Source organism: Croceibacterium soli (assembly GCF_009828065.1).
GTDB lineage: Bacteria > Pseudomonadota > Alphaproteobacteria > Sphingomonadales > Sphingomonadaceae > Croceibacterium_B > Croceibacterium_B soli.
Map to the genome: position 1 here is coordinate 235797 of NZ_WTYK01000002.1, position 24997 is coordinate 260793.

The window sequence follows — 24997 nt, forward strand, 5'->3', positions numbered from 1 at the left end:
ACTCTCCCCTTTGTAAGGAAATTCTACGTATGCGACATTTTATTAGCCGACCGCTCGGTCGTCAACTCGTGTGATGCGGACTGTCTGGAACGCCATGTCAGACGGCGACCGGCGCCTTCAGCGCTCCCTGGGGGGCGTAGCCGGTGACCTCGAAATCCTCGAAGCGGTAGTCGAAGATCGTCGGCGGGTTCCGCACGATCGCCAGCCGCGGTTCGCCTGCGGGCTCGCGCGCAAGCTGCGCTTCGATCAGTTCGCCGTGGTTGAGATAAAGGTGCGTATCGCCGCCCATCCAGACCAGCTCGCCCGGCTCGTAGCCCGCCTGCTGCGCGGTCATGCGGGTGAGCAACGCGGCGCCGAACAGGTTGAACGGCAGGCCCAACGCAACGTCACAGCTGCGCTGATAAAGCACGCAGGATAGGCGGTCGCCGGCGATGTGGAACTGGTAGGTCTTGTGGCAAGGCGGCAGCGCCATCCGGTCGAGCTCGGCGACGTTCCAGCCTTCGATGATGTGCCGCCGGCTGCCTGGGTTGCTGCGCAGGCTTTCGACCACTTGCGCAACCTGATTGATGCCGGGACCTGAGCGGTAGAGCCCCTCGCCCGCCGGCTCGTAAGTCGGCCAGTCGACCCATTGCTTGCCGTAGACCGGGCCGAGGTCCCCCCAGGCGGCGGCGAAAGCTTCGTCCTCCACGATCCGCCGCTCGAACTCCGCTTGCGCGATTTCATCGCCGGTGGCCTTGCGGTACTTGGCCAGCGGCCAGTCGCTCCAGATCGTCACGCCCTGCTGCAGCAGGGAGCGGATGTTCGTCTCGCCGGTCAGGAACCACAGCATCTCCCGCGCGGCAGCCTTCCAGTAGACCCGCTTGGTCGTCAGCAGCGGCACGCGGCCCTCAGCCAGATCGAAGCGCAGCTGGGTGCCGAAGATCGACCGTGTGCCGATTCCCGTGCGGTCGATCCGCTCGTCCCCTTCACTCCAGATGCGCCGCATCAGGTCGATATACTGCCATTCCCAATGACGCTCAGGGGGGCGCTGAGGAGAAGAATCGCTCGTGAATGCGGCACTGGCCATGCCCTCTGCGCTACCACTGCAAATGCCCGCTTGCCACCCCGCACACCCGTGCCTATAGGGCCGCCTCTGCCTCGCCCCCGGAACCCAATTCGCTTGGGCCGGGAGCGCCGGTCGGGGAGTAGCTCAGCCTGGTAGAGCACTGTCTTCGGGAGGCAGGGGCCGGAGGTTCGAATCCTCTCTCCCCGACCATTTTTCTTCATAGCGCTGCGGCACTTGGCTTCGACGAAGCCGGCCGCCGCGCGATGTGCCCCGATCCACGGATTGCAACTGTAACCATCTTGTAATCGGGCGCGACAATCGCCATTGGAAGCGCGCGCCCGGCGACTCCCAAGGACATATGAACCTCACCCATCCTTTTCTCGATGCGGACGGCGATAAGCTGCGCGAAGAATGCGGCGTTTTCGGCGTGATCGGCGCGTCCGAGGCGGCAGCGGTCTGCGCGCTCGGCCTCCATGCCTTGCAGCACCGCGGCCAGGAAGCCGTCGGCATCACCAGCTTCGACGGCGCGGAGTTCTACACCCGCCGCGGGCTCGGCCATGTGGCCGACAACTTCTCCAGCGGCGAATCGATCTCCGAACTGCCGGGCACGATGGCTGCCGGCCATGTCCGCTATTCCACCACCGGCGGCGCCGGCCTGCGCAACGTCCAGCCGCTCTACGCCGATCTCGCCAGCGGCGGCTTTGCGGTGGCGCACAACGGCAATATCTCGAACGCCGGGCACTTGCGGACCGAACTGGTCAACAAGGGCGCGATCTTCCAGTCGACCAGCGACACCGAAGTCATCATCCACCTCGTCGCCACCAGCCGCTATCCCACGATGCTCGACAAGCTCGTCGATGCCCTGCGGATGGTCGAAGGCGCTTACTCGCTGATCGTCATGACGCCGCGCGGCATGGCCGCCTGCCGTGATCCGCTGGGTATCCGTCCGCTGGTCATGGGCAAGCTCGGCGACGCGACCGTCTTCGCCAGCGAGACCGTGGCGCTCGACGTGGTCGGCGCCGACTTCGTCCGCCAGGTCGAACCGGGCGAGTTCATCGAGGTCGATTTCGACGGCACGCTGCGGTCCCACCGCCCGTTCGGCGACCGTCCCTCGCGCCCGTGCATCTTCGAGCATGTCTATTTCAGCCGGCCGGATTCGATCTTCAACGATCGCTCGGTCTACCAGTCGCGCAAGATGATCGGCGTCGAGCTGGCCAAGGAAGCGCCGGTCGTGGCCGATCTGGTCGTGCCGGTGCCGGACAGCGGCGTGCCCGCCGCGATCGGCTACTCGCAGGAATCGGGCATTCCGTTCGAGCTTGGCATCATCCGCTCACACTATGTCGGCCGCACGTTCATCCAACCCTCTGACGGGGCGCGCAACGCCGGCGTGAAGCGCAAGCACAACGCCAACCGCGCGCTGGTCGAAGGCAAGCGCATCGTGCTGATCGACGATTCGATCGTGCGCGGCACCACCAGCCTCAAGATCGTGCAGATGATGCGCGATGCCGGGGCCAAGGAAGTTCACTTCCGCGTCGCCAGCCCGCCCACCGGGCACGGCTGCTACTATGGTGTGGACACCCCCGAGCGCTCCAAGCTCCTCGCCGGCCGGATGGACGTCGCCGCGATGTGCGAATTCATCCAGGCCGACAGCCTTTCGTTCGTCTCGATCGACGGTCTTTACCGGGCGGTCGGCATGGCCGGGCGCGACGATGCCTGCCCGCAATATTGCGACGCCTGCTTCACCGGCGACTATCCGACTTCGCTGACCGACCTGGTCGATCGGCGGCAGACGGACGCGCAGCTCTCCTTCTCTGCCAACAAGGTCGCCTGAGGATGTCTGACGGCCGTCTGCTCGAAGGGAAAGTCGCGCTCGTGACGGGCGCCAGCCGTGGGATCGGCGCGGCAACGGCCAAGGCGCTGGCCGCTGCTGGCGCGCATGTCGTGCTCACCGCCCGCACCGCGCGCGATCTCGAAGCGGTCGAGGAAGAGATCCACCAGGCAGGCGGCACGGCGACGATCGCGCCGATGGACCTGACCGAAGGCGAATCGATCGCCCGCCTGGCAGGCGCCGTGGCCGAACGGTGGGACAGGCTGGACGTCCTCGTCATCAACGCGGCGATCCTGCCGGCGCTGACGCCGGTCACCCAGATCGAGCAGAAGTTCTTCAACCGTGCGCTGACCCTGAACGTGCTGGCGACCCAGGCCCTGCTGAGCAACTTCGATCCCCTGCTCAAGCGCGCTGAGGATGCCCGGGTGATCGGCCTGACCAGCTCCGTCGGCGCTGAGCCGCGCGCCTATTGGGGCGCTTATGGCGCGACCAAGGCAGCGTTCGACGCGCTGCTCGGCTCCTACGCGCAGGAAGTCGAGAAGATCTCCGGCGTGCGCGTCGCCATCGTCGATCCCGGCGCGACCCGCACGCAAATGCGCGCGCGGGCCTATCCGGGCGAAGATCCGCAGACGGTCAAGCCGCCGGAAGCCGTGGCCGAGCGCATCCTGGCGCTGGTGGCTGAGGACTTCCCGACCGGCCAGCGCATTCGCGTGGAAGCAACCGCTTAACCACACCTGCAAAGCTCCCGGTAAGCAAATCGGCACATCCTCTCGCGCACGGAAGCATCATTACGATGCGATGCGAGGGACTCAGGATGAGCTTGCACAACGTGGTAGGCCGCTACGAAATCGCAGCCCAGGAAGACCGCAGCGCGCCGCGCACCAGGCTGGCCATCCGCGCGCAACTGCGCCAATCGGGCGGGCGCCCGTTCCAGACGATCGTCAACGATCTCTCGCTGTCAGGCTTCTCGGCGACGTCCGTCGGCCGCATGCACGTCGGCACCGTGTGCTGGCTGACGCTGCCGGGGCTCGAAGCGCTGCAGGCGGAAGTGATCTGGTGGGAAGACAGCCTCTGCGGCTGCGCCTTCGCCAGCATGCTCAGCTCCATCGTCCATGACAATGTGATCGCCCGCTATCGCGCCGGCGAGATCTAGGTCAAGCTTTCACCAGCGTAGCCTGACTTACCGTGATCCCGCCGCCGCGGAAGCCACCTTCGCAGTACATCAGGTAGAACCGCCAGAGATTGCGGAAGCGCTGGTCGAACCCGGCGGGCAGGCGCCCTTCGCGCGCCGCGGTGTCGAAGTTCTCGCGCCAGGCCTTGAGCGTCTCGGCATAGTCGATGGCGAAATCCTCCTGGTCCTCCCAAGAGAGCCCCCGGGCTTCGGCCAGGGCGCGAAACTCGCTGGTCTTGATCAGCAGGCCGCCGGGGAACACGTAAGCCTGGATGAAGTCGGCGTTGCGGGCGTACCCCTCGAACAGCTCCTCGCGCATGGCGATGAACTGGATCGCCGCGCGCCCGCCGGGCTTCAGGTTACGGGCCAGACAGTCCATGAACGTCGGCCAGTATTCGCGGCCGAGCGCCTCGACCATCTCCACGCTGACGACCGCGTCGTACTGGCCGGAGGTGTCGCGATAGTCCTGCTTGCGGAAGTCGATCCCGGGGTGGCGCTCGCGGCACCAGGCCAGTTGCTCGTCCGACAGGCTGATCGCCGTGACGGCACTGCCTTGCCCGGCGAAGGCATTGCTCAGCCCGCCCCAGCCGCAACCGATCTCGAGCAGCGTCTCCGGCGTTCCGAGCCGCTCGGCCAGCCGCGCCCACTTGTGCTTCTGCGCCGCCTCCAGCCCATCCTCGCCGACGCGGTACGCGCTCGAATAGCTCATCGTCGGGTCGAGCCAGGCGGCGTAGAAGTCGTTGCCGAGATCGTAGTGCAGGTGGATGTTCTTCTCGGCCCCAGCGCGGGTATTGCGGTTGAGCCAGTGCGCGAAGCGCGCCGCGAGCCGGAACACGCCCTTGGCCCGGCCGATCTCCCCCAGACTTTCCCCGTTCGCCATGAACAGCGCGAAAAGCTGCACCGGATCGGGGCTCGTCCACTCCCCCGCCTCCCAGGCCTGGTACCAGCCGACCGAACCGCCGGTCGTCAGCCGCAGCAGCGCGCGCCATTCGCGCACCTCGATCTCTGCCGCGAACCCTTCGGCCCGTCCGCCGAGCAGGCGCGTCGAACCGTCCGGCAGCCTGGCGACGATGGATCCTTGTCGCAGCCCAGCGTCGATCCGATCGACCAGCTTGTGGAAGCCGCCCGCGAACATCCGCGACACGATCCCCGGCGCCATGCCGAATCGCCGGCCGGCTTCGAGCAGCACCCCGCCCCGTGCAACCTCCCTGTTCATCGTGCGAATATGCGCGAGGCACGGCCCCTCGGCAAGTGCGGCACAGTGCATAGGCTGGGCGGAGGAACAGCCCGCCCGGCAGGAGGTTTCTTCCCGAGATGACTCTTCCCCAGCAAACCGTGAACCTGCCAAGCCGCGGCTGGCGTATCGATCCTCGCAAGGCGCTCGCCGTCTCGGCCTTGTGCTGGGCTGGGTTCGCGATACTGGTGGTCCTCGTCGTCACCGACAACGGGCGCGGCTTCGACCAGACCGGGCTGATGTTCTGGCGCTACGGCGACGGGCTGGAGCCGAGGGGACCCGAGTGGCTGCTTGAGGCGGTGCGGGACGTGACCGCGCTCGGCGGCGTCCTGCTGCGCAACCTCGTCGCCCTCGGCGCCGTTGCCGCGCTCCTGTTCCTGCGCCTCCGGCGGGAGGCGGTTCTGATGGTCCTGACGGTCGCCGGCGCCTGGCTGGTCGGGTACGGGATCAAGCTCCTCGTCGGGCGAGAGCGCCCCGAGATCGTGCCGCACCTCACCGACGCGGGCGGCGCCAGCTTCCCGAGCGGGCACAGCTTCAATGCGGCGGTGGTCTACATCGCCATCGCGCTCGCCTTCGCGACCATGAGCAGCCGCCAGTCGGTGCGCTTCACCGTCATCGGCGCGGCAGTGATCCTGAGCATGGCTATCGCCTGGAGCCGCGTCTGGCTCGGCGTTCACTTCCCGAGCGACGTCGCCGCGGGCTGGCTCGGCGGCGCCGGGTGGGCATTCATGGCCGCGGCGCTGCTGCGGCGCCCGGCCGACCGGACCGCGGACGCAGCGGAACCGCAGCTCGACAAAGTCAGCCCGAAGGAGAGCGACAGTCCGATGCCGGCAGGACCACGCTGAACCGGTCGCCCCCGCGCGAGGCGAAGCGCGCATCGCCCAGCAGCCACGACCCGTCGGGCTGGCGCCGAACGAACGGCGCCCGCGACCAGAAGAGGAACGCATCGGCGCGTGGGTCGCGGCTGCGAACCGCCGCAAGGTCGCAGCGTTCCAGCGGGACATCGCCCACTCGCTCGCCACCGACCCGCCAGATGCCGTCGCCGTCCCCGGTGATCATCTCGCGCCGCCAGAACTCCAGCGGCACTTCGCTAGCAATCGCCACCTCGGGATAAGGCTCGCTCGTCAGCGCGCGCTGTTCTGCCGCCCAGGTGATGGCGCCGTTCACTCCCATGTAGAGCACAGCCGCCGCCAGAGCCACGCGAGCGGGCCGCTGCCAGCCAACTGTCGCCCGCTTCTCCCGCCGCAGCGAAAGCCATGTGGCGAGGCCCAGGCCGATCCACAGCCAGAGGTCGATGATGAACAGCACGTCGCCATAGAACCACTCGCTGGAGAACGGTTCGAGGAAGCGGATGCCGTAGTTGTTCATCCAGTCGAGCGCCGGATGAGTCAGGCAGGCGATGAAGGAGAGCGCATAAAGCCAGCCGAAATGCACCGGCAGCCGCCCCTCCGGCCGATTGCCGCGCTTCGCCTGCCAGCGGTCGTAGAGCCAGAGAATGCCGGCGAGCACCAGCGGCAGCAGCACCCAGGCGATCGGCCCGTGCGTCAGCCCCCGCCGCATCGCGAGGCTCTCGATCCCATAGACCGTGCAGGCCGCATCGACGTCCGGAAGGTTCGCGCCGATGATCAGCGCCGGCATCGCCAGCCCCGTCTTCCGCTTCAGCCCCGCCTGCCCGAGCAGCGCCCCGACAAGGCTATGCGTTAGATTGTCCATCCGCTCAGTTCACACCGCCCCATGTCACGATGCCGCGCAGATGGCACAAGTTCACGGCTGTAGGACAGAGCTTTTCGTCGCACCGAGATAAGGAGTTTCTCACACGAAGACACCAAGGCCTCACCCGTTCGTGGTGAGCTTGTCGAACCACGGCTAGCACCGCGCTCCCGTCCTTCGACAAGCTCAGGAGAACGGAGGGGGATGCAATCTTCTTAGCGCCTTCGCGCCTTTGCGTGAGAATAAAAAAGATCAGGCTCGGCCCTGCGTCTCCGGGTTGCCGCCCTGGCCGGGAACGCGCGTGCCGATGGGGTCCTGGGCGGTGCCGGGCACCGTCCAGGTTTGGCCTTTGGCGAGCAGCTTGGCAAGGTTCGCTTCCTTGCCGGCGCTCGCCTTGGTGCGCTCCTCGATCACCGCGCTTTCGAAAGTCGGGCGCGGATCGTCGTAGAGGACGCCGAGGGCCATCGGGAACGGGCCGAACGGCAGTTCGATCAGCATGTGGGCGATCGACCGGTTCTTGACGTTGTGCACCAGCACGCCGGCCGCCTGCCAGTCGCCGTCCACCACGTCGACGACCTTCAGCTCGAGCGCATCCCGGTCGAGCGAGATGCCCTTGGTGCCCTTGGCGAACAGCATCGGCTCGCCGTCCGCCAGCCAGAGCTGCTGGTCCTCGGCGCCCTTGGGCGCGGCGAAGTCGTTGAACACGTCCTTGTTGTAGACGATGCAGTTCTGGAAGATCTCGATGAACGCCGCGCCCTGGTGAGCGTGGGCCGCCTTGAGCACGTCCGGCAGGTTCTTCGACACGTCGAAGCCGCGGGCCACGAAGCGGGCACCGGCGCCGAGCGCGAACGCGCACGGGTTCGTCGGCCGATCGACCGAGCCGAGCGGGGTCGAAGGTGTGCGCGTGCCGATCCGGCTGGTCGGCGAGTACTGGCCTTTGGTGAGGCCGTAGATCTCGTTGTTGAACAGCAGGATCTGCAGGTTCACGTTCCGACGCAGCACGTGCATCAGGTGGTTGCCGCCGATCGACAGCCCGTCACCGTCGCCGGTGACCATCCACACGTCGAGCTCCGGATTGGCCAGCTTGATGCCGGTGGCAAACGCCGGGGCGCGCCCGTGGATCGTGTGGAAGCCGTAGCTCTCCACATAATACGGGAAGCGGCTGGAGCAGCCGATGCCGGAGACGAACACGGTCTTCGCCGGGTTCGCGCCGAGTTGCGGCAGCGTACGCTGCACGGCCTTGAGGATCGCGTAGTCGCCGCAGCCGGGGCACCAGCGAACTTCCTGGTCGGTTTCCCAGTCCTTCAGCGTGGTCTGGATGGGGGTCATGTCGTTCATTGGTCTTCCCCGCTTTGCGGCGAGCGCTTGTTCTTGAGCGATCCGTCGTCGTGGCCAGACTCCGCCACCGGCAACTGCGCCAGGTTGGCGGCAACCTCGCCGCCTTCGTTGCCGGCGACATCGTCGAAGTACTTGCCGATGGCCGCTTCCAGTTCCGCGATCTGGAACGGCTGGCCGCTGGTCTTGGTCAGGCTTTCCACGTCGATGAAGAGCTGGTCGCGCAGCACGGTCTTGAACTGGCCGGTGTTCATCTCCGGCACGAGCACGCGGTCGAAGCCGCTCAGCAGCTCGCCCAGGTTCTTCGGCAGCGGCCAGATGTGGCGCACGTGGATGTGGCTGACTTTCTTGCCCTTTTCGCGCCAACGGCGGACCGCCTGGCGGATCGGGCCGTAAGTGCTGCCCCAGCCCACGACCGCCAGCTCACCGGTCTCGTCACCCAGGGAGACTTCCTGGTCCGGCACCATGATCTCGTCGATCTTGGCCTTGCGGGCGTCGGTCATCACCTGGTGGTTGTCGGGCGAATAGTCGATGTTGCCGGTCTCGACGTGCTTCTCGATCCCGCCGACGCGGTGCATCAGGCCGGGCGTGCCGGGCTTGATCCACGGACGCGCGCCCTTGTCGTCGCGCTTGTAGGGCAGCAGCGTGTCGCCCCCCTTTGCATCTTTGGCATTCTTCTCCTGCAGGAACTTCGCGGGGAACGGCGCGAAGGCGCTGGGATCGGGCACTTTCCACGGCTCGGCGGCATTGGCGATATAGCCGTCGGTCAACAGCATGACCGGGGTCATGTACTGCACCGCGATGCGGCAGGCCTCGATCGCCACTTCGAACGCGTCGCCCGGCGAACGGGCGGCGATCACCGGCATCGGCGCGTCGCCGTTGCGGCCGTAGACAGCTTGGTAGAGATCGCTCTGCTCGGTCTTGGTCGGCAGGCCCGTCGAAGGCCCACCGCGCTGGCTGTTGACGATCACCAGCGGCAGCTCGACCATGATCGCCAGGCCCATCGCCTCGCCCTTCAGCGCGATGCCCGGGCCGGAGGAGCTGGTGACGCCGAGCTGGCCGGCATAGGACGCGCCGATCGCGGCGCAGATCGCGGCGATCTCGTCTTCCGCCTGGAAAGTCGTGACGCCGAATTCCTTCAGCCGCGCCAGGTGGTGCAGGATCGCGCTGGCCGGTGTGATCGGGTAGCCGCCGAAGAACATCGGCAGCTCCGCGAGTTGCGCGCCGGCGACGAGGCCGAGCGAGACGCTCTCCGCCCCGGTGATCGTGCGGTAGGTGCCCGGTTCCTGCTCGGCGGCCGGGATATGGGTCTTCTTCAGCGGGCCCGAGATCTCCGCCGTCTCGCCATAGGCATGGCCCGCATTGAGCGCGGCGATGTTGGCTTGCGCGATTTCCGGCTTGTTCTTGAACTTAGCGTTGAGCCAGTCGATCAGCGGCTGGCGGTCACGGTCGAACATCCACAGCGCCAGGCCGAGCGTCCACATGTTCTTGCTGCGGAGCGCTTCCTTGTTGCCGAGGCCGAAGGGCTTCACGGCTTCCAGGGTGAGCGCGCTGATGTCGAACGCGAGCACGTCCCACTTGGCGAGGCTGCCGTCCTCAATCGGGTTGGTCTGGTACTTCGCCTTCTCGAGATTGCGCTTCGAGAACTCGCCGGTGTCGGCGATGATGAGGCCGCCGGGCTTGAGCGCCGCGAGGTTCACCTTCAGAGCGGCCGGGTTCATCGCCACCAGCACGTCGGGCGCGTCGCCCGCGGTGTTGATCTGGCGGCTGCCGAAGTTGATCTGGAACGCCGAGACGCCGAACAGCGTGCCCTGCGGCGCGCGGATCTCCGCCGGAAAGTCAGGGAACGTGGCAAGGTCGTTGCCGGCGAGCGCGGTCGAGAGCGTGAACTGGCCCCCGGTCAGTTGCATGCCGTCGCCGCTGTCGCCGGCAAAGCGGACGACCACTGCTTCGGGAGTCTGGGTGTCGGCCGTGCGTTCGACCGTCTGGGTAGCCATGTGCGGGTCCTGTTCGCCCTTTGGGCGCTGTCATCCAATATGGCAGTGCGAGGTAGGTCCCCCTCCCCGCCCCCGCAATCAAGTTTTTCTGTCGCGAACGAAAAATGCCGATGGAACCCGTCGCGGCCGGCCCCTATTCCGATGCGCATGAGCGACAGGGACCCGACACAATACCGCCTTTGCGTTGGCGTGATGCTGGTGAATGGCGAGGGCAAAGCCTTCGTCGGCAAGCGGATCGACAACAAGGAAGGCGATTTCTGGCAAATGCCGCAAGGCGGCGTCGACCCGGGCGAGGACCCTGGCGACGCGGTGCTGCGCGAGCTGTGGGAAGAGACCGGAGCGAGCGCAGAGCACGTCCAGGTGATCGCCCGCCTGCCGGAGGAGCTGTTCTACGACCTGCCGGACAACCTGAAAGGCAAGCTCTGGGGCGGCCGCTACATCGGCCAGCGCCAGGCCTGGTACCTCGCCCGCTTCACCGGCACCGACGCCGCCATCGACCTCGAAGCCCACGACCCGCCGGAGTTCTGCGAGTTCAAATGGGTCGAGCCCGCCCTGCTGCCGGAGCTGATCGTCCCCTTCAAGCGGGAGGTCTACGCCGCGGTGGTCGCGGAGTTCGAGAGCCAACTCGGATCATAAAATCCTCCCCTGCAAGGGGAGGGGGACCGCCGAAGGCGGTGGAGGGGTGTAACCGTTAGCCGGGACACCCCTCCGTCAGCCCTGCGGGCTGCCACCTCCCCTTCCAGGGGAGGATCGACCAACCCCCATCATCATTCCCGCCAAAGCGGGAATCCACTCAGTTCTGCGTCACCACCGTATCGGGCATGATCGCCTCGGCGGTCAGCGTCGCCGGCTTCGGCCCGCGCTCAAGCGCCGCAGCCAGCTGCTGCGTTTCGCTGCACGAGGCACCGCACAGCGATTGAAGCTGCGAAAGCTTGCGCCGGGCTTTCTCGATGGCGCCCTTCTCCACCAAGGCCTCGCCCTCGCCGGAAATCGCCGCGAGGTTCCCAGGGTCACGCTCCAAAGCACCGCGATAGTAGTGGATCGCCTTGCCCTGCAGCCCTTGGCGGCGAGCGGCCTCGGCCAGTTCCACGTAGATTGCCGTGTGGCCGGGATCGATCGCCAGGGCGGCTTCGAAGCTGTCGATCGCCTCGTTGATCTGACCGGCGGCGAGCTGGCTCTTGCCCTGCGCGGCCAGGGCCGCTGAGCGCGGGTCCGGCTCTCGCTCCGCACCCTGGCTTACGCTGGCGGTGACCGCCACCAGAAGCGAAAGGGCAATTGCTGCGGGGGCATAACGCATCACGTACTCCTTGAGCGCGGGCATCCGGGCTGGTCCTGTGCCTGCCATCATCACGCGCCCATCGCTATCACGGCTTACATAGACGCGCGATGAAAAACCCGTCGGTCTCGTCATGCAACGGAGAGAGGCGGGTTCCGTGCCCGCGCGGGCGGCCGAGCGGCAGCTCCGGCGTCTCGGCACGCCAGCCGGGATGCGCCGCGAGGAACGCATCCACCTGCCCCGCCCCTTCGGCATCGAGCAGCGAGCAGGTCACATAGACCAGCCTGCCGCCCGGCGCGACCAAGTCGCCGGCGATCTCGAGCAGCCGTGCCTGGGTGCGGCCAAGCCGCTCGAGGTCTTCTGCGGCGAGCCGCCAGCGCGCCTCCGGATTGCGGCGCCAGGTCCCGCTGCCGGAACACGGCGCGTCGACCAGAACGGCATCGGCCTTGCCCTGCCACTGCGCCAGTGCCGCCAGTTCCCGGCCGGGGTCGAGCAACACGGTTTCGGCAACCACTGCCCCGGCCCTCATGGCGCGCGGCGCCAGACGCGAGAGGCGGCCCCGGTCCGTATCGGCGGCGATCAGAGTGCCTCGATTCTCCATCGCCGCGGCGAGCGCGAGCGTTTTGCCCCCGGCCCCGGCGCAAAGGTCGATCACCGTCTCCCCGGCGCACGCGGCAACGGCCTCGCAGGCCAGCTGACTTCCGCAGTCCTGCACTTCGACTAGCCCTTCGAGAAACGCCGGCCATTGCTCCACCGGCGTACCGGGCGCGAAGCGGAGTCCTTGCGGAGCCGGCAGACGTTCGCCCGGCAGCGGAAGCTCGAGATTGTCACGGTCGGCCTTCAGCGCGTTGACGCGCAGGTCGAGCGGCGCCCGGCCGAGCAGGGCCTCGGCCGCTTCGCTATCGACCCCGGACGCCTCAAGCACCGTGACCAGCCAGGCCGGCGCCACACCGCCCTCGGCGACGAGTTCGCCCTCTTCGATCACGGGCGGCCCGTAGGGCGATCCGTCGAACGTCAGCAGCAGCGATGGGTCGTCCTCTGCCAGCCGCAACATCGCCGCCCGCCCTGTCTGCGGGATCGGCCCACAAGCGCGGATCGCACGATAGACCAGCTCGCGGATCGCCCGCCGATCTTTCGAACCGGCGAAGCGATGGCCGCGAAACCACTCCGCCAGGATGCGATCCGCCGGCGCCCCCTTGTTGAGCGCGGCCACGATAACCTGGTCGAGCAGCTCGATGGCGGATTGGACGCGTGCGGCGGGAGTCATCGCCAGGTCGCTCCAGAATCCGCTCGGTTCACTGGCGGATCAACGCGAAGGATAGTTCGGCGCCTCACGGGTGATCGACACGTCGTGCACGTGGCTCTCGTTCAGCCCCGCATTGGTGATGCGGACGAACTTGCCGCGCTTGCGCAACTCCTCGATCGAGGCCGAGCCGGTATAGCCCATCGCCGCCTTGATGCCGCCGACGAGCTGGTGAACCACGTCGCGCGCCGCGCCTTTGTAGGGCACTTGGCCTTCGATCCCCTCGGGCACCAGCTTCATCTGGTCCTTGATGTCCTGCTGGAAATAGCGATCCGCGCTGCCCCGCGCCATGGCGCCGACGCTGCCCATCCCGCGATAGGATTTGTACGCCCGGCCCTGGTACAGGAACGTCTCGCCCGGCGCTTCCTCGGTGCCCGCGAGCAGGCTGCCGATCATCACGGTCGAAGCACCGGCGGCCAGCGCCTTGGCCGCATCGCCCGAAGTCCTGAGTCCGCCGTCGCCGATGATCGGCACGTCGCCCGCGGCGCTTGCCGCATCCATGATCGCGGTAAGCTGCGGCACGCCGACACCGGCGACGATCCGCGTCGTGCAGATCGAACCCGGGCCGATGCCGACTTTCACCCCGTCCGCGCCCGCGTCGATCAGCGCCTTGGTGGCTTCCGCCGTGGCGACGTTGCCGGCCACGACCTGAACCGCGTTCGACAGCCGCTTAACCCGCTCGACCGAGCGCGCGACTTCCCGGTTATGGCCATGCGCGGTGTCGATGATGATCACGTCACATCCGGCATCGACCAGCGCCTCGGTCCGCTCGAACCCCTTGTCGCCGACGGTGGTTGCCGCGGCGACCCGCAGGCGGCCCTGGGCGTCCTTGGTGGCGTCGGGGTTGAGGACGGCTTTCTCGATGTCCTTCACCGTGATCAGGCCGACGCAGTGGTAGGCGTCGTCAACCACGAGCAGCTTCTCGATGCGGCGCTGGTGCAGGATCCGGCGCGCCTCTTCCTGGCTCACGCCTTCGCTGACCGTGGCGAGATTGTCCTGCGTCATCAGCTCGCGCACCGGCTGCAGCGGGTTGTCCGCGAAGCGCACGTCGCGGTTGGTCAGGATGCCGCACAGCTTGCCCGAGGGGTCGACCACCGGGATGCCGCTGATGTTGTGGCGGATCATCAACTCCTGCGCCTGGCCGAGCGTCGAGTCCGGATTGATCGTGATCGGATTGATCACCATCCCGCTTTCGAACCGCTTGACCCGGCGCACCGCGTCGCACTGCTCTTCGATCGTCAGGTTGCGGTGGAGCACGCCGATCCCGCCGAGCTGCGCCATGACGATCGCCATGTCGGCTTCGGTCACGGTATCCATCGCCGCAGAGATCACGGGAATGTTCAGCGAGATGCCGCGCGTCAGCCAGGTCTTGGTGCTGGCCTGCGAAGGCAAGATGTCGCTTTCGGCCGGCCTCAGGAGGACGTCGTCGAATGTGAGGCCGGTTTCGATTTCCATGGGTGCCACTATACCTTGTGCGGAGCGATTCGTGGCGGCCCATGTAAACGCGGTTTGTGGCAACCGCTAGTGGGGGTCCCGCGATTGCCGGACCGAGGGAGGGTATCGGACCATGGGCAGAATGAACCTGCGCACGATCAAGTTCTCGAAGGTGTACCCGCTATACGTCCAGAAGGCGGAACGGAAGCAGCGCACCCAGGAAGAGGTCGACGACGTCATCTGCTGGCTCACGGGGTACCACGACGGGGGCCTGCGAGACCAGATCGAACGCGAGACCGACTTCGAAACCTTCTTCGAGGAGGCGCCCTGCCTCCATCCCAACCGCGCTCAGATCAAGGGCGTGATCTGCGGCTACCGGGTCGAAGACATCGAAGACCCGTTCGAGCAGAAAGTGCGCTATCTCGATAAGCTGATCGACGAACTGGCCAAAGGGAAGGCCCTCGAGAAAATCAAGCGCGCCTGAGCACCCGCGCTCACTTGGACAAACCGCTTCGTCGGCTGGCTCGCCAGCAGCCCGCCGTTCACCGCCTGCTCGCGGGTCATGTCGCGGCTCTTCATTGTCGCGGGGGTTTGGTTCCCAACCAGCGGCGTCCAGCCGAAGCCGCCACCCGCAGCTACCGGTCAGTGCCGTCCTCTTCCGGCGGCAACGCGCGCAGGCTTTCGATCTCCCGGGCCGTGCGCTCTGCTGGATCGGTTGCGATCGTCTCCAGAGTGGCCACGCGCTCCTGCAGTCTGGTTACGAGGCTGCGCAGGCGCTCATTCTCTTCATCGATCGACTTGAGGGTCTTGACCGGCTTCGCCTGGGTGTCGGCGAAGAACTCGACGAACCCGCACTGGGTGCATCGCCGCGCGGTCAATTCGACCGACTTCGCTCCGAAGCCGATGATGGACTTCCAGAAGCCCGGCTCACCGTCCATCCACTTCACCCGCCCGCCGGTGTCCGGAAGGAACAAGAAGCCCTGTGACATGCGCCCGCGGCATTTGGGACAGTCCGCCATTTCGGTCCTCCATCTGCGTGTGTATGATCCAACCAACACAGTTCCAGCCGAAGCCCGAGATGTCGATCGCCTATTTCGCCGTCCAGCCGCCATCCATCGCGTAATTCGCACCGGTGATGCTCCTGGCCTCCTCGCGGCAGAGGAACACGGCGAGCGCGGCGACTTCCTCCGGCTGGACGAACTGTTTCGTCGGCTGCCCCGCCAGCAGCACGTCGTTCATCACCTGCTCGCGGGTCATGCCGCGGCTCTTCATCGTGTCCGGGATCTGGTTCTCGACCAGCGGCGTCCAGACGTAGCCGGGGCTGATGCAGTTGGCGGTGACGCCGTGCTCCGCCAGTTCCAGCGCCAGGACTTTGGTCAGCCCGGCGAGGCCATGCTTGGCGGCGACATAGGCGCTCTTGAACGGGCTGGCGGCCAGCGAATGGGCACTGGCGGTGGAGATGATCCGCCCCCAGCCCCGCGCCTTCATGTGCGGCACCGCCAGCCGCGCCGTATGGAATGCGGCCGAGAGATTGAGCGCGATGATCGCGTCCCACTTATCCGGCGGAAAGTCCTCGACCGGCGCGACGTGCTGCATCCCGGCGTTGTTGACCAGGACATCGACCGGCCCCGCCGCGTCCATCAGCGCCTCGATCCCGTCCGGGGCGGTCAGGTCAGCCGCTACGTGGCGCGCTCCGAGTTCGTTGCAAAGCGCGGCGATCTCCCGCTCCTCGCCGAACCCGTTGAGCACGACCTCGGCCCCTTCGGCGGCCAGCGCCTTGGCGATCGCCAGGCCGATTCCGGATGTGGAGCCGGTGACCAGCGCCCGCTTGCCCTGAAGGAACATTCTCGACTCCCCGCGATTGCCTCTATCACTGTTTCCAGCGTGGTTGGCCGCTCCGGTCCAGCCTTTTTCGCATGTGCACAATAGCGAGGGACCTTAGATGCGGCTGAACCCCTTCAACCCCGGCAGCATCAGTGTTCGGCGCGGGGGAGGAGGCGGTTTTCCCGGAGGGGGCGGCGGGCAACTCGGCTGCGGCACGATCGTGATCGCCCTGATCGGCGCTCTCGTGTTCGGCATCGATCCCGGCCAGATGCTCGGGACGATGGAAGGCGCGCAGCAGGGCACGATGGAACAGACCGGCGCGCAAAATGAAAATGCCGCCGAGATCTGTGACGACAATCCCTACGCCACCGAGTCCTGCAACGCGCTCGGCAACCTCAACGAGACATGGCAGCCGCTGTTCAACCAGGGGGGCATCCCGTTCCAGCAGCCCACGCTGGTGTTCTACCAGGGCGGCACCCGCTCCGGTTGCGGCGCGGCGTCGAGCGCGATGGGGCCGTTCTATTGCCCGGCGGACCAGGGCATCTACATCGACACCAGCTTCTACGACCAGATGCAGCGGGAACTGGGCGCAGGCGGCGATTTCGCCCGCTACTACGTCATGGCCCACGAATACGGCCATCACGTCCAGACCATTACTGGCGTCGCCGACCAGATCCGCAGCGCGCAGCAGCAGAACCCGCGCCAGGCCAACCAGCTACAAGTGCTGATGGAGCTGCAGGCGGACTGCTATGCCGGTGTCTGGGCGGGCCGGAACCGCAACCTGATCGAACCCGGTGACTTCGAGGAAGGCATGACCGCCGCTAGCGCGATCGGCGACGACACCCTCGCCCGCCGCTCCGGCCAGGCCGCCAATCCCGAGAGCTTCACCCACGGCACCAGCGAGCAGCGCATGCAGGCCCTGCGCCTCGGCCTGGAAACCGGCGACGAGGCCCAGTGCGACCGGATCATGCAGATCGGCTGAGCACCCCAGCGGTTCGTGGTGAGCTTGTCGCACCACGAACCTCGCGCCAACCTCGTCCCTCACACCACCGCCGTCACCCTGAACTCGTTTCAGGGTCCATTTCGCCGCTGGGGCGGAAGCTGCTCATTGGCAGGCCAAGCCCGCTCGCGCCCTGCGAGTTCCGGTCCCGGCTGATAAATGGATGCTGAAACAAGTTCAGCATGACGAAGTGGGGTTCAGCATGACGAGTTGGTGGGTGCGGCGAACCAGCGCACCAGATCATTGAAGATGCACTCACCCGTTCGTGCCGAACCCTGTCGAACCACGACCTCGCGCCACCGTCCTTCGACAAGCTCAGGACGGACGGTACATGGCAGGCTGACCTTTGCCGCCAGGTGAGCCTGTCGAACCACGGGAGCGCTACGCCTCCCCCCGTCAAGAGGCTCACGACGAACAACAGCGGGGGCGCCGTCACCGCTCCGCTTCGAGGTCGGCGATCTCTTCGTCCAGGTCGCGGAGAACCTCCGCCTTGGCCGATGCGCTCATTCCCGTACTCCGGGCGACGGCGCTGCGTGCCTGGCGCAGACCGCTACGCGCTCCGTCGCGAGCCTGGCGCTCGATCGCACGGGCACAGATGACGATCCGCTGGCGGCCGTCCGAAAGGGTCACATGGCTCACCGGCTCATCGGAATCGCAGCGCTCCACGACTTCCGGCACGTTGTGGCGGACTTCGGCCATCGCCAGGGCATGGGCCCGCATCTCGACCTGCTTGCCGGCCAACTCCTTGCGCAGGTCTTCCATCTCCTCGTTCATTGCCTCGAGGCGCTGGCGCTGTTCCTCGCTCAGGGGCTCGCGCCGCAGTTCGACGTGGCGAACAGTGCGCGGATGATCCCCTTCGGCGCTTTCGCGTACGATCCGCCTGATGCGGAGTTTGTCCTCGGCAGCCGACAGTGCGGGCGCCTCCGGCGCCTCGGGAGCTGCCGGAGCTTCCGGCGCCTCGGGCGCAGCCAGCGGCGCAGGCGGAGCGGCGGCCGAAGGCGGCAGCGGTACTTGTTCGAGCGGCTGGACTTCGGCGGCGGCATAACTGATCGACGCGGTCATCGGCACGGTGATCGCTCCGCCCGCCAGCAACAGGCGGCCGAGCAGCCGGCGCCGGGGCGAAATGTCGGATATGGACAGGCTCCGCAGCCGGTGAATGATCGACTTCTCGCCCAGAACCGGGCAGGCCATCGGCGCCGCAAGGGCGAGGCGAGGTCCGGCGGCAAAGCCGGCGATCACGCCGGCGTAGGCCGCGCGCACGTCCTGCCCGCACCCCTCCAGCACCCGGGCATCGCAAGCCGCTTCCTGGTCGCGCCGCATCGCCCGCCAGCCGAACCATGCAAGCGGGTTGAACCAGTGCAGCGCGAGTAGCGGTTGTGCGGCGAAGTTGGCGATAAGGTCGTACCCGCGGTGGTGCTCCAGCTCGTGGGCGATGGCGAGGTCGCGCGCGCCGCGGTCCTCCATCGCCATGAAGCGCGGCGGCAGGGCGACGACCTTGTCCGTGACCCCGAAAGCCACGGGCGAAGCCACGGCGGGCGTCTCGACCAGGCGGATCCGCCCGGCCTCGCCGACCGGGCGCGCCCCGGCGAGCAGTTCGCGCCGCATTCGCAGGTAAGTGGCGATGCGCCACGCCATGAACAGCGCCGCACCACCGAGCCAGAGCGCCAACAGGAGATCGGCGGCGCCGAAAGCGGGTTCGTGGGCCACGGCCTGCTCAGCCGGCGCGTAAGCCGCCAGCGCCAGCGCCGCTTCGCCGCTCGCTTCCTGCTCGACCGGCGCCATGCTGGCAGGAAGCACGACCGGCGGCAGCACCAGACGCAGCGCGGGTAGTGCCCACAGCGCATAGGCGATCCTCGGCCCGAAGTGGCGGGCCACCGGCCGCCGCAGGATCAGCACCAGCGCGATCAGCACGCCCGTGTAGAGCAGCGTATCCATGAGCCAGGACGTCATTGCCGGATCTCCTTCAACAGGCGCTCGATCTCGCTGATATCCTCGTCGCTCAGCGCCTCGGCTTCGACCAAGTGGGCGAGCAGCGGGGCGGCGCGGCCGCCGAACAGCCGGTCCACCAGCCTGCGCGACTCGCTGCCGACGTAATCGGTCCGCTGCATCGCGGGGGAGTAGAGGAAGCGCCGCCCGTCCGGCTCGGTCGAGACCGCCTGCTTAGAGACCAAGCGAGAAAGCAGCGTCTTCACCGTGGGCAGGCTCCAGTCGCGCTCCTCGCAGACCCGCTCGCAGACTTCGGCCGCGGTCAGCGGGCTCTTGCGCCAGAGGACTTCCATCACTGCATGTTCGGCTTCGCTGATGCGTTCGCCCGGTTCGTCACCCTGTTCGGCCATGACGTTCCTCCCTCGTGACTACGCTTGTAGGCGTTACGATTACATCTGTAAACTGAATTGCCGATGAACAGCTTTCCTCCCGCCCGGCTTGGCAACGCGCGCCGCGGCCCGCTATCACCCCGCGCCATGACGATAGGGCGGGTGAGGACGCTGGCAGATTGCCACAATATCACGGACTTCCGTGAGCTGGCGCGCCGGCGCCTGCCTTTCCCCGTGTTCCATTACATCGACGGCGGCGGGGACGACGAATCCACCAAGGCGCGCAATTCGGCGGCCTTCGACGATGTCGATCTCGTTCCGGACGTGCTCGTGAACGTCGAGTCGCTCGACACGTCGGTCACCGTGCTCGGCAAGACCACCCGCCTGCCGCTGATGCTCAGCCCCACCGCGCTGCAGCGGCTGTTCCACTGGCAAGGGGAACGCGCCGTCGCCGCGGCGGCCGAGAAGTTCGGGCTGTGGTTCGGCGTCTCCAGCCTCTCCAGCGTCGGCATGGACGAGATCGGCGCGCGCTTCTCCGGTCCGAAAATGCTGCAGTACTACTATCACAAGGATCGCGGGCTGAACGCCGCGCTGCTGGAGATGGCCCGCGATGCCAAGTTCGATGCGGTGACCCTGACGGTCGACACGATCGTCGGCGGCAACCGCGAGCGCTGCCTTCGCACCGGCTTCACCAGCCCGCCGCGCTTCACCCCGGCGAGCGCGCTGAGCTACGCCATGAAGCCGCGGTGGGCCCTCGACTACCTGCTGCGCGAGAAGTTCTCGCTGCCGAACCTGGAGAAGCATGTCGCCGCCGGCAGCGACGTGGCGATGTCGATCCAGTCCTACTTCAGCGAGATGCTCGACCAGACGATGGACTGGGCCGCCGCGGAGAAGCTGCGCCACGATTGGGGCGGCAAGTTCGCTCTGAAGGGCGTGATGTCGGTCGGCGACGCCCGGCGGGCAGCGGACATCGGCGTCGACGCCATCTTCATCTCGAACCACGGCGGCCGCCAGCTAGACGGCGCCCGCGCGCCATTCGACCAGCTCGCGGAGATCGTCGATGCGGTCGGTGACCGGGTGGAAGTCATCCTCGACGGAGGCGTCCGCCGCGGCACCCACGTGCTGAAGGCACTGAGCCTCGGCGCCAAGGCCGTCTCCGGCGGACGGCTCTACCTTTACGCCCTCGCCGCCGCCGGACAGACCGGGGTCGAGCGTGCCCTATCGATCATGGAAGCGGAAATCGTCCGCGACATGAAGCTCATGGGCAAGACCAGCATCAGCCAGCTCACCCGCGAAAACCTGCGCGCGCGCTAAGCGCCTTGGCAGGGTTCGTGCGGTCTGTCGGGAGGGACCTGCGAGGCCGTGCCAATCGTGGTTCGACAGGCTCACCACGAACGGATCAGGTAGGTTACCTCGAACCCCGAACCCCGTTCGTCCTGAGCTTGTCGAAGGACCCGAGGCCGCGCCGGTCGTGGTTCGACAGGCTCACCACGAACGGATCAGGTAGGTTACCTCGAACCCCGAACCGTTCGCCCTGAGCTTGTCGAAGGACCCGAGGCCGCGGCAGTCGTGGTTCGACAGGCTCACCACGAACGGATCAGGTAGGTTACCTCGAACCCCGAACCGTTCGTCCTGAGCTTGTCGAAGGACGTGCAGCGGAGAACCACGGTTCGGCAGGCTCACCGCGCGCGGATTGGGTTGTCACTAGCCAAGTTCCGTTCGCCCTGAGCTTGTCGAAGGGCGGTGGCGAAACGCTCGCTCAGCTGCGCGTGGGCTGACGCGCGGCCTACCAGCGGGCGTCCGCTCCCGCCTGCCACATGGACCCTGAAACAAGTTCAGGGTGACGATTTAGGCTGAGGCAACGCGAGAAGCCCCGTCATCCTGAACTCGTTTCAGGATCCATCTCGCCCCACGCGAAGTTCAGGCGGGGTAGCGCGACCGCTCAGTCGAGCAGTCGCGCCTCAGTAAACCCGCTTCTTCGGCTTGATGTACGTCACGTCGTCGGTCAGCGTGTATTCGTGGACCGGGCGGTAGTCGATCCTGACCGAACCGCCCTTGCCGCCCCAGCCGTCGAACCAGGCCGCGGTGTGCTTCATCCAGTTGGCGTCGTCCCGCTCGGGGAAATCCTCGTGCGCGTGGGCGCCGCGGCTTTCCTTGCGGTTGTGCGCGCTGTGCAGGGTCACCGCCGCCTGGGCGATGAGGTTGTCGAGCTCGAGCGTCTCGATCAGGTCCGAGTTCCAGATCAGCGAGCGGTCGGTGACCGAGACGTCCTGCATCGAGGCGTAGATTTCGGTCAGCTTCGCCTTGCCTTCGGCCATCAGCTCGTCGGTGCGGAACACCGCCGCGTGCTGCGACATCGTGCGCTGCATCTCGGTGCGGATCGCCGCCGTCGGCTTGCCGCCCTTGGCGTAGCGGAAATGGTCGAGCCGGGTCAGCGAGAAGTCGGCGCTGTCCTTCGGCAGCTCCGGCTGCGCCGCGCCCGGCTTGACCGTCTCCTTCAGCCGGTGACCGGTCGCGCGGCCGAACACCACGAGATCGATCAGCGAATTGGAGCCCAGGCGGTTCGCCCCGTGGACCGAGACGCAAGCCGCCTCGCCCACCGCGAACAGGCCCGGCACGACCGTTTCCGGATCGCCGTCCGCGCCGATGGTCATCACTTCGCCGTGATAGTTCGTGGGGATGCCGCCCATGTTGTAGTGCACCGTCGGCACGACCGGCAGCGGCTGGCGCGTCAGGTCTACGCCGGCGAAAATCTTGCCGCTTTCGGTGATCCCCGGCAGGCGTTCGGCCAGGACCTTCGGATCGATGTGGTCGAGGTGGAGGAAGATGTGGTCCTTGTTCGGACCCACGCCGCGCCCTTCGCGGATCTCCAGCGCCATCGAACGGCTCACGACGTCGCGGCTGGCGAGGTCCTTCGCGCTCGGCGCGTAGCGCTCCATGAAGCGCTCGCCTTCGGAGTTGGTCAGGTACCCGCCCTCGCCCCGCGCGCCTTCGGTGATTAGCACGCCGGCGCCGTAGATGCCCGTCGGGTGGAACTGGACGAACTCCATGTCCTGCAGCGGCAGGCCGGCGCGCAGCACCATCGCATTGCCGTCGCCGGTGCAGGTGTGCGCGCTGGTCGCGGTGAAGTAGCTGCGGCCATATCCGCCGGTCGCCAGCACAACGGCCTGGGCGCGGAAGCGGTGGATCGATCCGTCGTCCATCGAGATCGCGATCACGCCGACGCACTGGCCGCCGCTCATGATCAGGTCGATGGCGAAGTATTCGATGAAGAAGTCGGAATTGTACTTCAGGCTCTGCTGGTAGAGCGCGTGGAGCATCGCGTGGCCGGTACGGTCGGCCGCGGCGGCGGTGCGCTGCACGGGAGGGCCTTCGCCCATGTTCTGCATGTGCCCGCCGAACGGGCGCTGGTAGATCGTCCCGTCCTGGTTGCGGCTGAACGGCACGCCCGCGTGCTCCAGCTCGTAGACCGCCTGCGGCGCTTCGCGCACCATGTATTCGATCGCGTCCTGGTCGCCCAGCCAGTCCGATCCCTTGACGGTGTCGTACATGTGCCAGGTCCAGTGGTCGGGCGAATTGTTGCCCAGGCTCGCCGCGATGCCGCCCTGCGCCGCCACGGTGTGGCTGCGGGTCGGGAAGACCTTGGTGATGCAGGCCGTCTTCAGCCCCGCTTCGGCGCTGCCCATCGTCGCGCGGAGGCCCGAGCCGCCGGCGCCGACGACGACGACGTCATAGATGTGGTCGACGATCTTGTAAGCCGGCGCGCCGCTGCCGCCCGGGGTCGTCGGCGGGGTCGTGGGGGAAGGGTTGTCCATCACTCGGCTCCTCCGCCCAGCGCCAGGCGCAGGATGCAGAACAGCCCGAACGCCGCGCCGCCGGCGAAGGCGACGTTGAGCAGCGCCGTCACCGCGAACTTGTTGCCCGGCGCGTCGACATAGTCCTCGGTCAGGATCTGCAGCCCGTGCCGCGCATGCCAGAAGGTGTTGATCATGATCAGGGCCAGCACGGTGGCCGGGATCGGCTGCGCGATCCATTCGCGGACCGTGGCATAGCCGAGGTCCGGCAGCAGGATCAGCGACATCGCCAGGAACCCGATCAGGATCAGGTTGCCGATGGCGGTGTAACGCTGGCCGACCCATGCGCCGGTGCCCTCGCCGGCGGCGCCAAGCCCGCGCACGCGCGCGATCGCCGTGCCTTTGCCGCCGTGACGTTCGAGTGAGGTTCGTCTTGCCATGAAATGTCCTACAGCAGCACGATGGCGGCCCAGAAGGCCGCGGTGAGGATGACGCCGATGGCGGTGGTGGCGATCGACCAGCGCTTGTTGGTCTCGATCTCGTAGCCCGCGCCGATGTCCAGCACGAAGTGGCGGATGCCGGAGCTCATGTGGTTGAAGAACGCCCACGAGATGCCGACCAGCACGACATAGCCGAGCGGCGAAGTCGCGGCTTCGGCGAAGTCGGCATAAGCCTCCGGCCCGCTCGCGAGGGCGCCGAGCCACCACAGCAGCATCGGCAGCGCGAGGAAGGCCATCCCGTCGCCGGTGACCCGGTGGAGGATGGAGACCAGCATGTGCGGGCCCCATTTCCAGATGGTGAGATGCGGAGAAAGCGGGCGGTCGGCCATGGCGTGTTCCGGGATTGAAAGATGCGCTTCCTTAGCGATTGTGCGGCCCGAGGCAAGGCCACCCGCCCGGGGCGCCGGACTGGCCGGGGACTCATGTGTTGACGCGGCAACGGCCCGCACTAGGAACCGCCAGATGCCGACCATCCTCGTCACTGGGTCCAGCCGCGGGATCGGCCGCGCCACCATCGACATGCTGCGCCATCGCGGCGCCCGCGCCCTGGGGCACGCCACATACGCTTGGGACGATGACACGATTGTCGCCGACTTCACCGACCCGCCCGCCCCGCAGATCCTCTGGCAGGAGGCTCTCGAGCGCAGCGGCGGGCAGATCGACGTGCTGGTCAACAACGCCGGGATGTTCGTCGCCAATCCGCTTGAGTCGTCGGACATCGGCTGGCTCGACGCCTGGGAGGACACGCTGCGGATCAACCTAACCGCCGCCGCCCAGCTCAGCCGCTTCGCCGTTCGGCACTGGCTGGAGAGCGGGCGCGAGGGCCGCATCGTGCACATCGCCAGCCGCGCCGGCCACCGCGGCGATTCGCCCGATCACTGGCACTACGCCGCTGCGAAGGCCGGCATGCTCGCGCTGCACAAGACCATCGCCCGCGCCTATGCCGCGAGCGGGATCCTCAGTTTCGCGGTCGCCCCCGGCTTCACCGACACCGCCATGGCCGACGACTACCTCGCCAGCCGCGGCGGCCCCGGCCTGCTCGCCGACATCCCGCTCGGCCGCGTGGCCACGCCGGAGGAAATCGCCACTCTCGCCACCTTCTGCGCCCTCGACGCTCCGCCGAGCCTGACCGGCGCGACCCTCGACGCCAATGGAGCAAGCTATGTCCGGTGAATGCCGCCACCACCCCCTGGCCCCCTCCTCTAAAGAGGAGGGGGAGTGCGTTGCACCG

The 24997-nt window shown here is 67.2% G+C and carries 24 protein-coding genes and 1 tRNA gene; 10 read left to right on the forward strand and 15 right to left on the reverse strand.

Annotation, left to right across the window (positions count from 1 at the left end):
- Positions 1-97: 97 nt before the first annotated feature.
- Positions 98-1066 carry a thymidylate synthase gene (gene thyA, locus GRI75_RS04265; protein WP_160745717.1) on the reverse strand — a complete coding sequence of 323 codons (969 nt, stop codon included), beginning with the start codon at positions 1064-1066 and terminating at the stop codon, positions 98-100.
- A gap of 112 nt (positions 1067-1178) precedes the next feature.
- Between thyA and GRI75_RS04270 the strand changes: the two genes are divergently transcribed.
- From GRI75_RS04270 to GRI75_RS04285, 4 genes are all read left to right on the forward strand, one after another.
- Positions 1179-1255, forward strand: a tRNA-Pro gene (locus GRI75_RS04270).
- A gap of 148 nt (positions 1256-1403) precedes the next feature.
- Positions 1404-2876, forward strand: coding sequence for an amidophosphoribosyltransferase (gene purF / locus GRI75_RS04275; RefSeq protein ID WP_160745718.1), 1473 nt, complete (start codon positions 1404-1406; stop codon positions 2874-2876).
- Positions 2877-2878: 2 nt separating this feature from the next.
- Positions 2879-3601 (forward strand): SDR family NAD(P)-dependent oxidoreductase, encoded by a 723-nt coding sequence (locus GRI75_RS04280; protein WP_160745719.1) that lies wholly within the window; start codon positions 2879-2881, stop codon positions 3599-3601.
- 86 nt (positions 3602-3687) lie between these two features.
- Positions 3688-4026 (forward strand): PilZ domain-containing protein, encoded by a 339-nt coding sequence (locus GRI75_RS04285; protein ID WP_160745720.1) that lies wholly within the window; start codon positions 3688-3690, stop codon positions 4024-4026.
- A 1-nt stretch (position 4027) separates the two neighbouring features.
- On the opposite strand, the gene GRI75_RS04290 is transcribed toward GRI75_RS04285, so the two are convergent.
- Positions 4028-5260: an SAM-dependent methyltransferase gene (locus GRI75_RS04290; RefSeq protein WP_160745721.1), complete on the reverse strand. Its 1233-nt coding sequence runs from the start codon at positions 5258-5260 to the stop codon at positions 4028-4030.
- Positions 5261-5358: 98 nt separating this feature from the next.
- Here GRI75_RS04290 and GRI75_RS04295 point away from each other — a divergent pair, with 98 nt between their 5' ends.
- Positions 5359-6123 (forward strand): phosphatase PAP2 family protein, encoded by a 765-nt coding sequence (locus tag GRI75_RS04295; protein WP_160745722.1) that lies wholly within the window; start codon positions 5359-5361, stop codon positions 6121-6123.
- Here the strand turns inward: GRI75_RS04295 and GRI75_RS04300 are convergent.
- From GRI75_RS04300 to GRI75_RS04310, 3 genes are all read right to left on the reverse strand, one after another.
- Positions 6077-6991: a metal-dependent hydrolase gene (locus GRI75_RS04300; RefSeq protein WP_160745723.1), complete on the reverse strand. Its 915-nt coding sequence runs from the start codon at positions 6989-6991 to the stop codon at positions 6077-6079. The two genes, GRI75_RS04295 and GRI75_RS04300, sit on opposite strands and share 47 nt — an antisense overlap.
- A 249-nt stretch (positions 6992-7240) precedes the next feature.
- A complete protein-coding gene (locus GRI75_RS04305; RefSeq protein WP_160745724.1) occupies positions 7241-8326 on the reverse strand; it encodes a 2-oxoacid:ferredoxin oxidoreductase subunit beta in 1086 nt (361 codons plus the stop codon).
- On the reverse strand, positions 8323-10320 hold the full coding sequence (locus tag GRI75_RS04310; protein ID WP_160745725.1) for a 2-oxoacid:acceptor oxidoreductase subunit alpha: 1998 nt from the start codon (positions 10318-10320) through the stop codon (positions 8323-8325). The genes GRI75_RS04305 and GRI75_RS04310 overlap by 4 nt, the downstream gene beginning before the upstream one ends.
- 147 nt (positions 10321-10467) lie before the next feature.
- On the opposite strand from GRI75_RS04310, the gene GRI75_RS04315 reads away from it, so the two are divergent.
- Positions 10468-10956, forward strand: coding sequence for an RNA pyrophosphohydrolase (locus tag GRI75_RS04315; RefSeq protein ID WP_407925127.1), 489 nt, complete (start codon positions 10468-10470; stop codon positions 10954-10956).
- A 157-nt stretch (positions 10957-11113) separates the two neighbouring features.
- On the opposite strand, the gene GRI75_RS04320 is transcribed toward GRI75_RS04315, so the two are convergent.
- Genes GRI75_RS04320 through guaB form a run of 3 tightly spaced genes read right to left on the reverse strand, consistent with a single transcriptional unit; the run spans position 11114 to position 14354 of the window.
- Positions 11114-11641, reverse strand: a complete 528-nt coding sequence (locus tag GRI75_RS04320; protein ID WP_235911294.1) for a tetratricopeptide repeat protein — start codon at positions 11639-11641, stop codon at positions 11114-11116.
- 43 nt (positions 11642-11684) lie between these two features.
- Positions 11685-12863: an RsmB/NOP family class I SAM-dependent RNA methyltransferase gene (locus GRI75_RS04325; RefSeq protein WP_160745727.1), complete on the reverse strand. Its 1179-nt coding sequence runs from the start codon at positions 12861-12863 to the stop codon at positions 11685-11687.
- A gap of 39 nt (positions 12864-12902) precedes the next feature.
- Positions 12903-14354, reverse strand: a complete 1452-nt coding sequence (gene guaB / locus GRI75_RS04330) for an IMP dehydrogenase (protein ID WP_160745728.1) — start codon at positions 14352-14354, stop codon at positions 12903-12905.
- A 121-nt stretch (positions 14355-14475) separates the two neighbouring features.
- Between guaB and GRI75_RS04335 the strand changes: the two genes are divergently transcribed.
- On the forward strand, positions 14476-14817 hold the full coding sequence (locus GRI75_RS04335; protein WP_235911301.1) for a DUF2200 domain-containing protein: 342 nt from the start codon (positions 14476-14478) through the stop codon (positions 14815-14817).
- Positions 14818-14968: 151 nt separating this feature from the next.
- On the opposite strand, the gene GRI75_RS14420 is transcribed toward GRI75_RS04335, so the two are convergent.
- Positions 14969-15322, reverse strand: coding sequence for a hypothetical protein (locus GRI75_RS14420; RefSeq protein ID WP_202389590.1), 354 nt, complete (start codon positions 15320-15322; stop codon positions 14969-14971).
- Between the two features lie 100 nt (positions 15323-15422).
- Entirely contained in the window at positions 15423-16178 is a 756-nt protein-coding gene (locus GRI75_RS04340; RefSeq protein ID WP_160745730.1) for a 3-hydroxybutyrate dehydrogenase, read from the reverse strand.
- Between the two features lie 97 nt (positions 16179-16275).
- Here GRI75_RS04340 and ypfJ point away from each other — a divergent pair, with 97 nt between their 5' ends.
- Complete coding sequence (gene ypfJ, locus GRI75_RS04345) at positions 16276-17139, forward strand: KPN_02809 family neutral zinc metallopeptidase (protein ID WP_160745731.1); 864 nt, start codon at positions 16276-16278, stop codon at positions 17137-17139.
- A 450-nt stretch (positions 17140-17589) separates the two neighbouring features.
- On the opposite strand, the gene GRI75_RS04350 is transcribed toward ypfJ, so the two are convergent.
- Together GRI75_RS04350 and GRI75_RS04355 are read right to left on the reverse strand one after the other, a co-directional pair.
- A complete protein-coding gene (locus tag GRI75_RS04350; RefSeq protein ID WP_160745732.1) occupies positions 17590-19107 on the reverse strand; it encodes a M56 family metallopeptidase in 1518 nt (505 codons plus the stop codon).
- Positions 19104-19493, reverse strand: coding sequence for a BlaI/MecI/CopY family transcriptional regulator (locus tag GRI75_RS04355; protein WP_160745733.1), 390 nt, complete (start codon positions 19491-19493; stop codon positions 19104-19106). Before GRI75_RS04355 ends, GRI75_RS04350 begins: the two co-directional genes overlap by 4 nt.
- A gap of 126 nt (positions 19494-19619) precedes the next feature.
- Between GRI75_RS04355 and GRI75_RS04360 the strand changes: the two genes are divergently transcribed.
- Positions 19620-20786 carry an alpha-hydroxy acid oxidase gene (locus tag GRI75_RS04360; RefSeq protein ID WP_160745734.1) on the forward strand — a complete coding sequence of 389 codons (1167 nt, stop codon included), beginning with the start codon at positions 19620-19622 and terminating at the stop codon, positions 20784-20786.
- 647 nt (positions 20787-21433) lie between these two features.
- Here GRI75_RS04360 and sdhA read toward each other — a convergent pair.
- The 3 genes from sdhA to sdhC are packed head-to-tail and all read right to left on the reverse strand — an operon-like array spanning position 21434 to position 24095.
- Positions 21434-23287, reverse strand: a complete 1854-nt coding sequence (gene sdhA, locus GRI75_RS04365) for a succinate dehydrogenase flavoprotein subunit (RefSeq protein ID WP_160745735.1) — start codon at positions 23285-23287, stop codon at positions 21434-21436.
- Positions 23287-23706: a succinate dehydrogenase, hydrophobic membrane anchor protein gene (gene sdhD, locus GRI75_RS04370; RefSeq protein WP_160745736.1), complete on the reverse strand. Its 420-nt coding sequence runs from the start codon at positions 23704-23706 to the stop codon at positions 23287-23289. The genes sdhA and sdhD overlap by 1 nt, the downstream gene beginning before the upstream one ends.
- Positions 23707-23714: 8 nt before the next feature.
- A complete protein-coding gene (gene sdhC / locus GRI75_RS04375; protein WP_160745737.1) occupies positions 23715-24095 on the reverse strand; it encodes a succinate dehydrogenase, cytochrome b556 subunit in 381 nt (126 codons plus the stop codon).
- A 133-nt stretch (positions 24096-24228) separates the two neighbouring features.
- On the opposite strand from sdhC, the gene GRI75_RS04380 reads away from it, so the two are divergent.
- Complete coding sequence (locus GRI75_RS04380; protein WP_160745738.1) at positions 24229-24939, forward strand: SDR family NAD(P)-dependent oxidoreductase; 711 nt, start codon at positions 24229-24231, stop codon at positions 24937-24939.
- The last annotated feature ends 58 nt before the right edge of the window (positions 24940-24997 follow it).

Excerpts from the sequence above, each read along its gene's own strand:
- thyA (WP_160745717.1), bottom strand. The coding sequence starts at position 1,066 with ATGGCCAGTGCCGCATTCACGAGCGATTCTTCTCCTCAGCGCCCCCCT.
- purF (WP_160745718.1), top strand. The coding sequence starts at position 1,404 with ATGAACCTCACCCATCCTTTTCTCGATGCGGACGGCGATAAGCTGCGC.
- GRI75_RS04280 (WP_160745719.1), top strand. The coding sequence starts at position 2,879 with ATGTCTGACGGCCGTCTGCTCGAAGGGAAAGTCGCGCTCGTGACGGGC.
- GRI75_RS04285 (WP_160745720.1), top strand. The coding sequence starts at position 3,688 with ATGAGCTTGCACAACGTGGTAGGCCGCTACGAAATCGCAGCCCAGGAA.
- GRI75_RS04290 (WP_160745721.1), bottom strand. The coding sequence starts at position 5,260 with ATGAACAGGGAGGTTGCACGGGGCGGGGTGCTGCTCGAAGCCGGCCGG.
- GRI75_RS04295 (WP_160745722.1), top strand. The coding sequence starts at position 5,359 with ATGACTCTTCCCCAGCAAACCGTGAACCTGCCAAGCCGCGGCTGGCGT.
- GRI75_RS04300 (WP_160745723.1), bottom strand. The coding sequence starts at position 6,991 with ATGGACAATCTAACGCATAGCCTTGTCGGGGCGCTGCTCGGGCAGGCG.
- GRI75_RS04305 (WP_160745724.1), bottom strand. The coding sequence starts at position 8,326 with ATGAACGACATGACCCCCATCCAGACCACGCTGAAGGACTGGGAAACC.
- GRI75_RS04310 (WP_160745725.1), bottom strand. The coding sequence starts at position 10,320 with ATGGCTACCCAGACGGTCGAACGCACGGCCGACACCCAGACTCCCGAA.
- GRI75_RS04315 (WP_407925127.1), top strand. The coding sequence starts at position 10,468 with ATGAGCGACAGGGACCCGACACAATACCGCCTTTGCGTTGGCGTGATG.
- GRI75_RS04320 (WP_235911294.1), bottom strand. The coding sequence starts at position 11,641 with ATGCCCGCGCTCAAGGAGTACGTGATGCGTTATGCCCCCGCAGCAATT.
- GRI75_RS04325 (WP_160745727.1), bottom strand. The coding sequence starts at position 12,863 with ATGACTCCCGCCGCACGCGTCCAATCCGCCATCGAGCTGCTCGACCAG.
- guaB (WP_160745728.1), bottom strand. The coding sequence starts at position 14,354 with ATGGAAATCGAAACCGGCCTCACATTCGACGACGTCCTCCTGAGGCCG.
- GRI75_RS04335 (WP_235911301.1), top strand. The coding sequence starts at position 14,476 with ATGAACCTGCGCACGATCAAGTTCTCGAAGGTGTACCCGCTATACGTC.
- GRI75_RS14420 (WP_202389590.1), bottom strand. The coding sequence starts at position 15,322 with ATGTCACAGGGCTTCTTGTTCCTTCCGGACACCGGCGGGCGGGTGAAG.
- GRI75_RS04340 (WP_160745730.1), bottom strand. The coding sequence starts at position 16,178 with ATGTTCCTTCAGGGCAAGCGGGCGCTGGTCACCGGCTCCACATCCGGA.
- ypfJ (WP_160745731.1), top strand. The coding sequence starts at position 16,276 with ATGCGGCTGAACCCCTTCAACCCCGGCAGCATCAGTGTTCGGCGCGGG.
- GRI75_RS04350 (WP_160745732.1), bottom strand. The coding sequence starts at position 19,107 with ATGACGTCCTGGCTCATGGATACGCTGCTCTACACGGGCGTGCTGATC.
- GRI75_RS04355 (WP_160745733.1), bottom strand. The coding sequence starts at position 19,493 with ATGGCCGAACAGGGTGACGAACCGGGCGAACGCATCAGCGAAGCCGAA.
- GRI75_RS04360 (WP_160745734.1), top strand. The coding sequence starts at position 19,620 with ATGACGATAGGGCGGGTGAGGACGCTGGCAGATTGCCACAATATCACG.
- sdhA (WP_160745735.1), bottom strand. The coding sequence starts at position 23,287 with ATGGACAACCCTTCCCCCACGACCCCGCCGACGACCCCGGGCGGCAGC.
- sdhD (WP_160745736.1), bottom strand. The coding sequence starts at position 23,706 with ATGGCAAGACGAACCTCACTCGAACGTCACGGCGGCAAAGGCACGGCG.
- sdhC (WP_160745737.1), bottom strand. The coding sequence starts at position 24,095 with ATGGCCGACCGCCCGCTTTCTCCGCATCTCACCATCTGGAAATGGGGC.
- GRI75_RS04380 (WP_160745738.1), top strand. The coding sequence starts at position 24,229 with ATGCCGACCATCCTCGTCACTGGGTCCAGCCGCGGGATCGGCCGCGCC.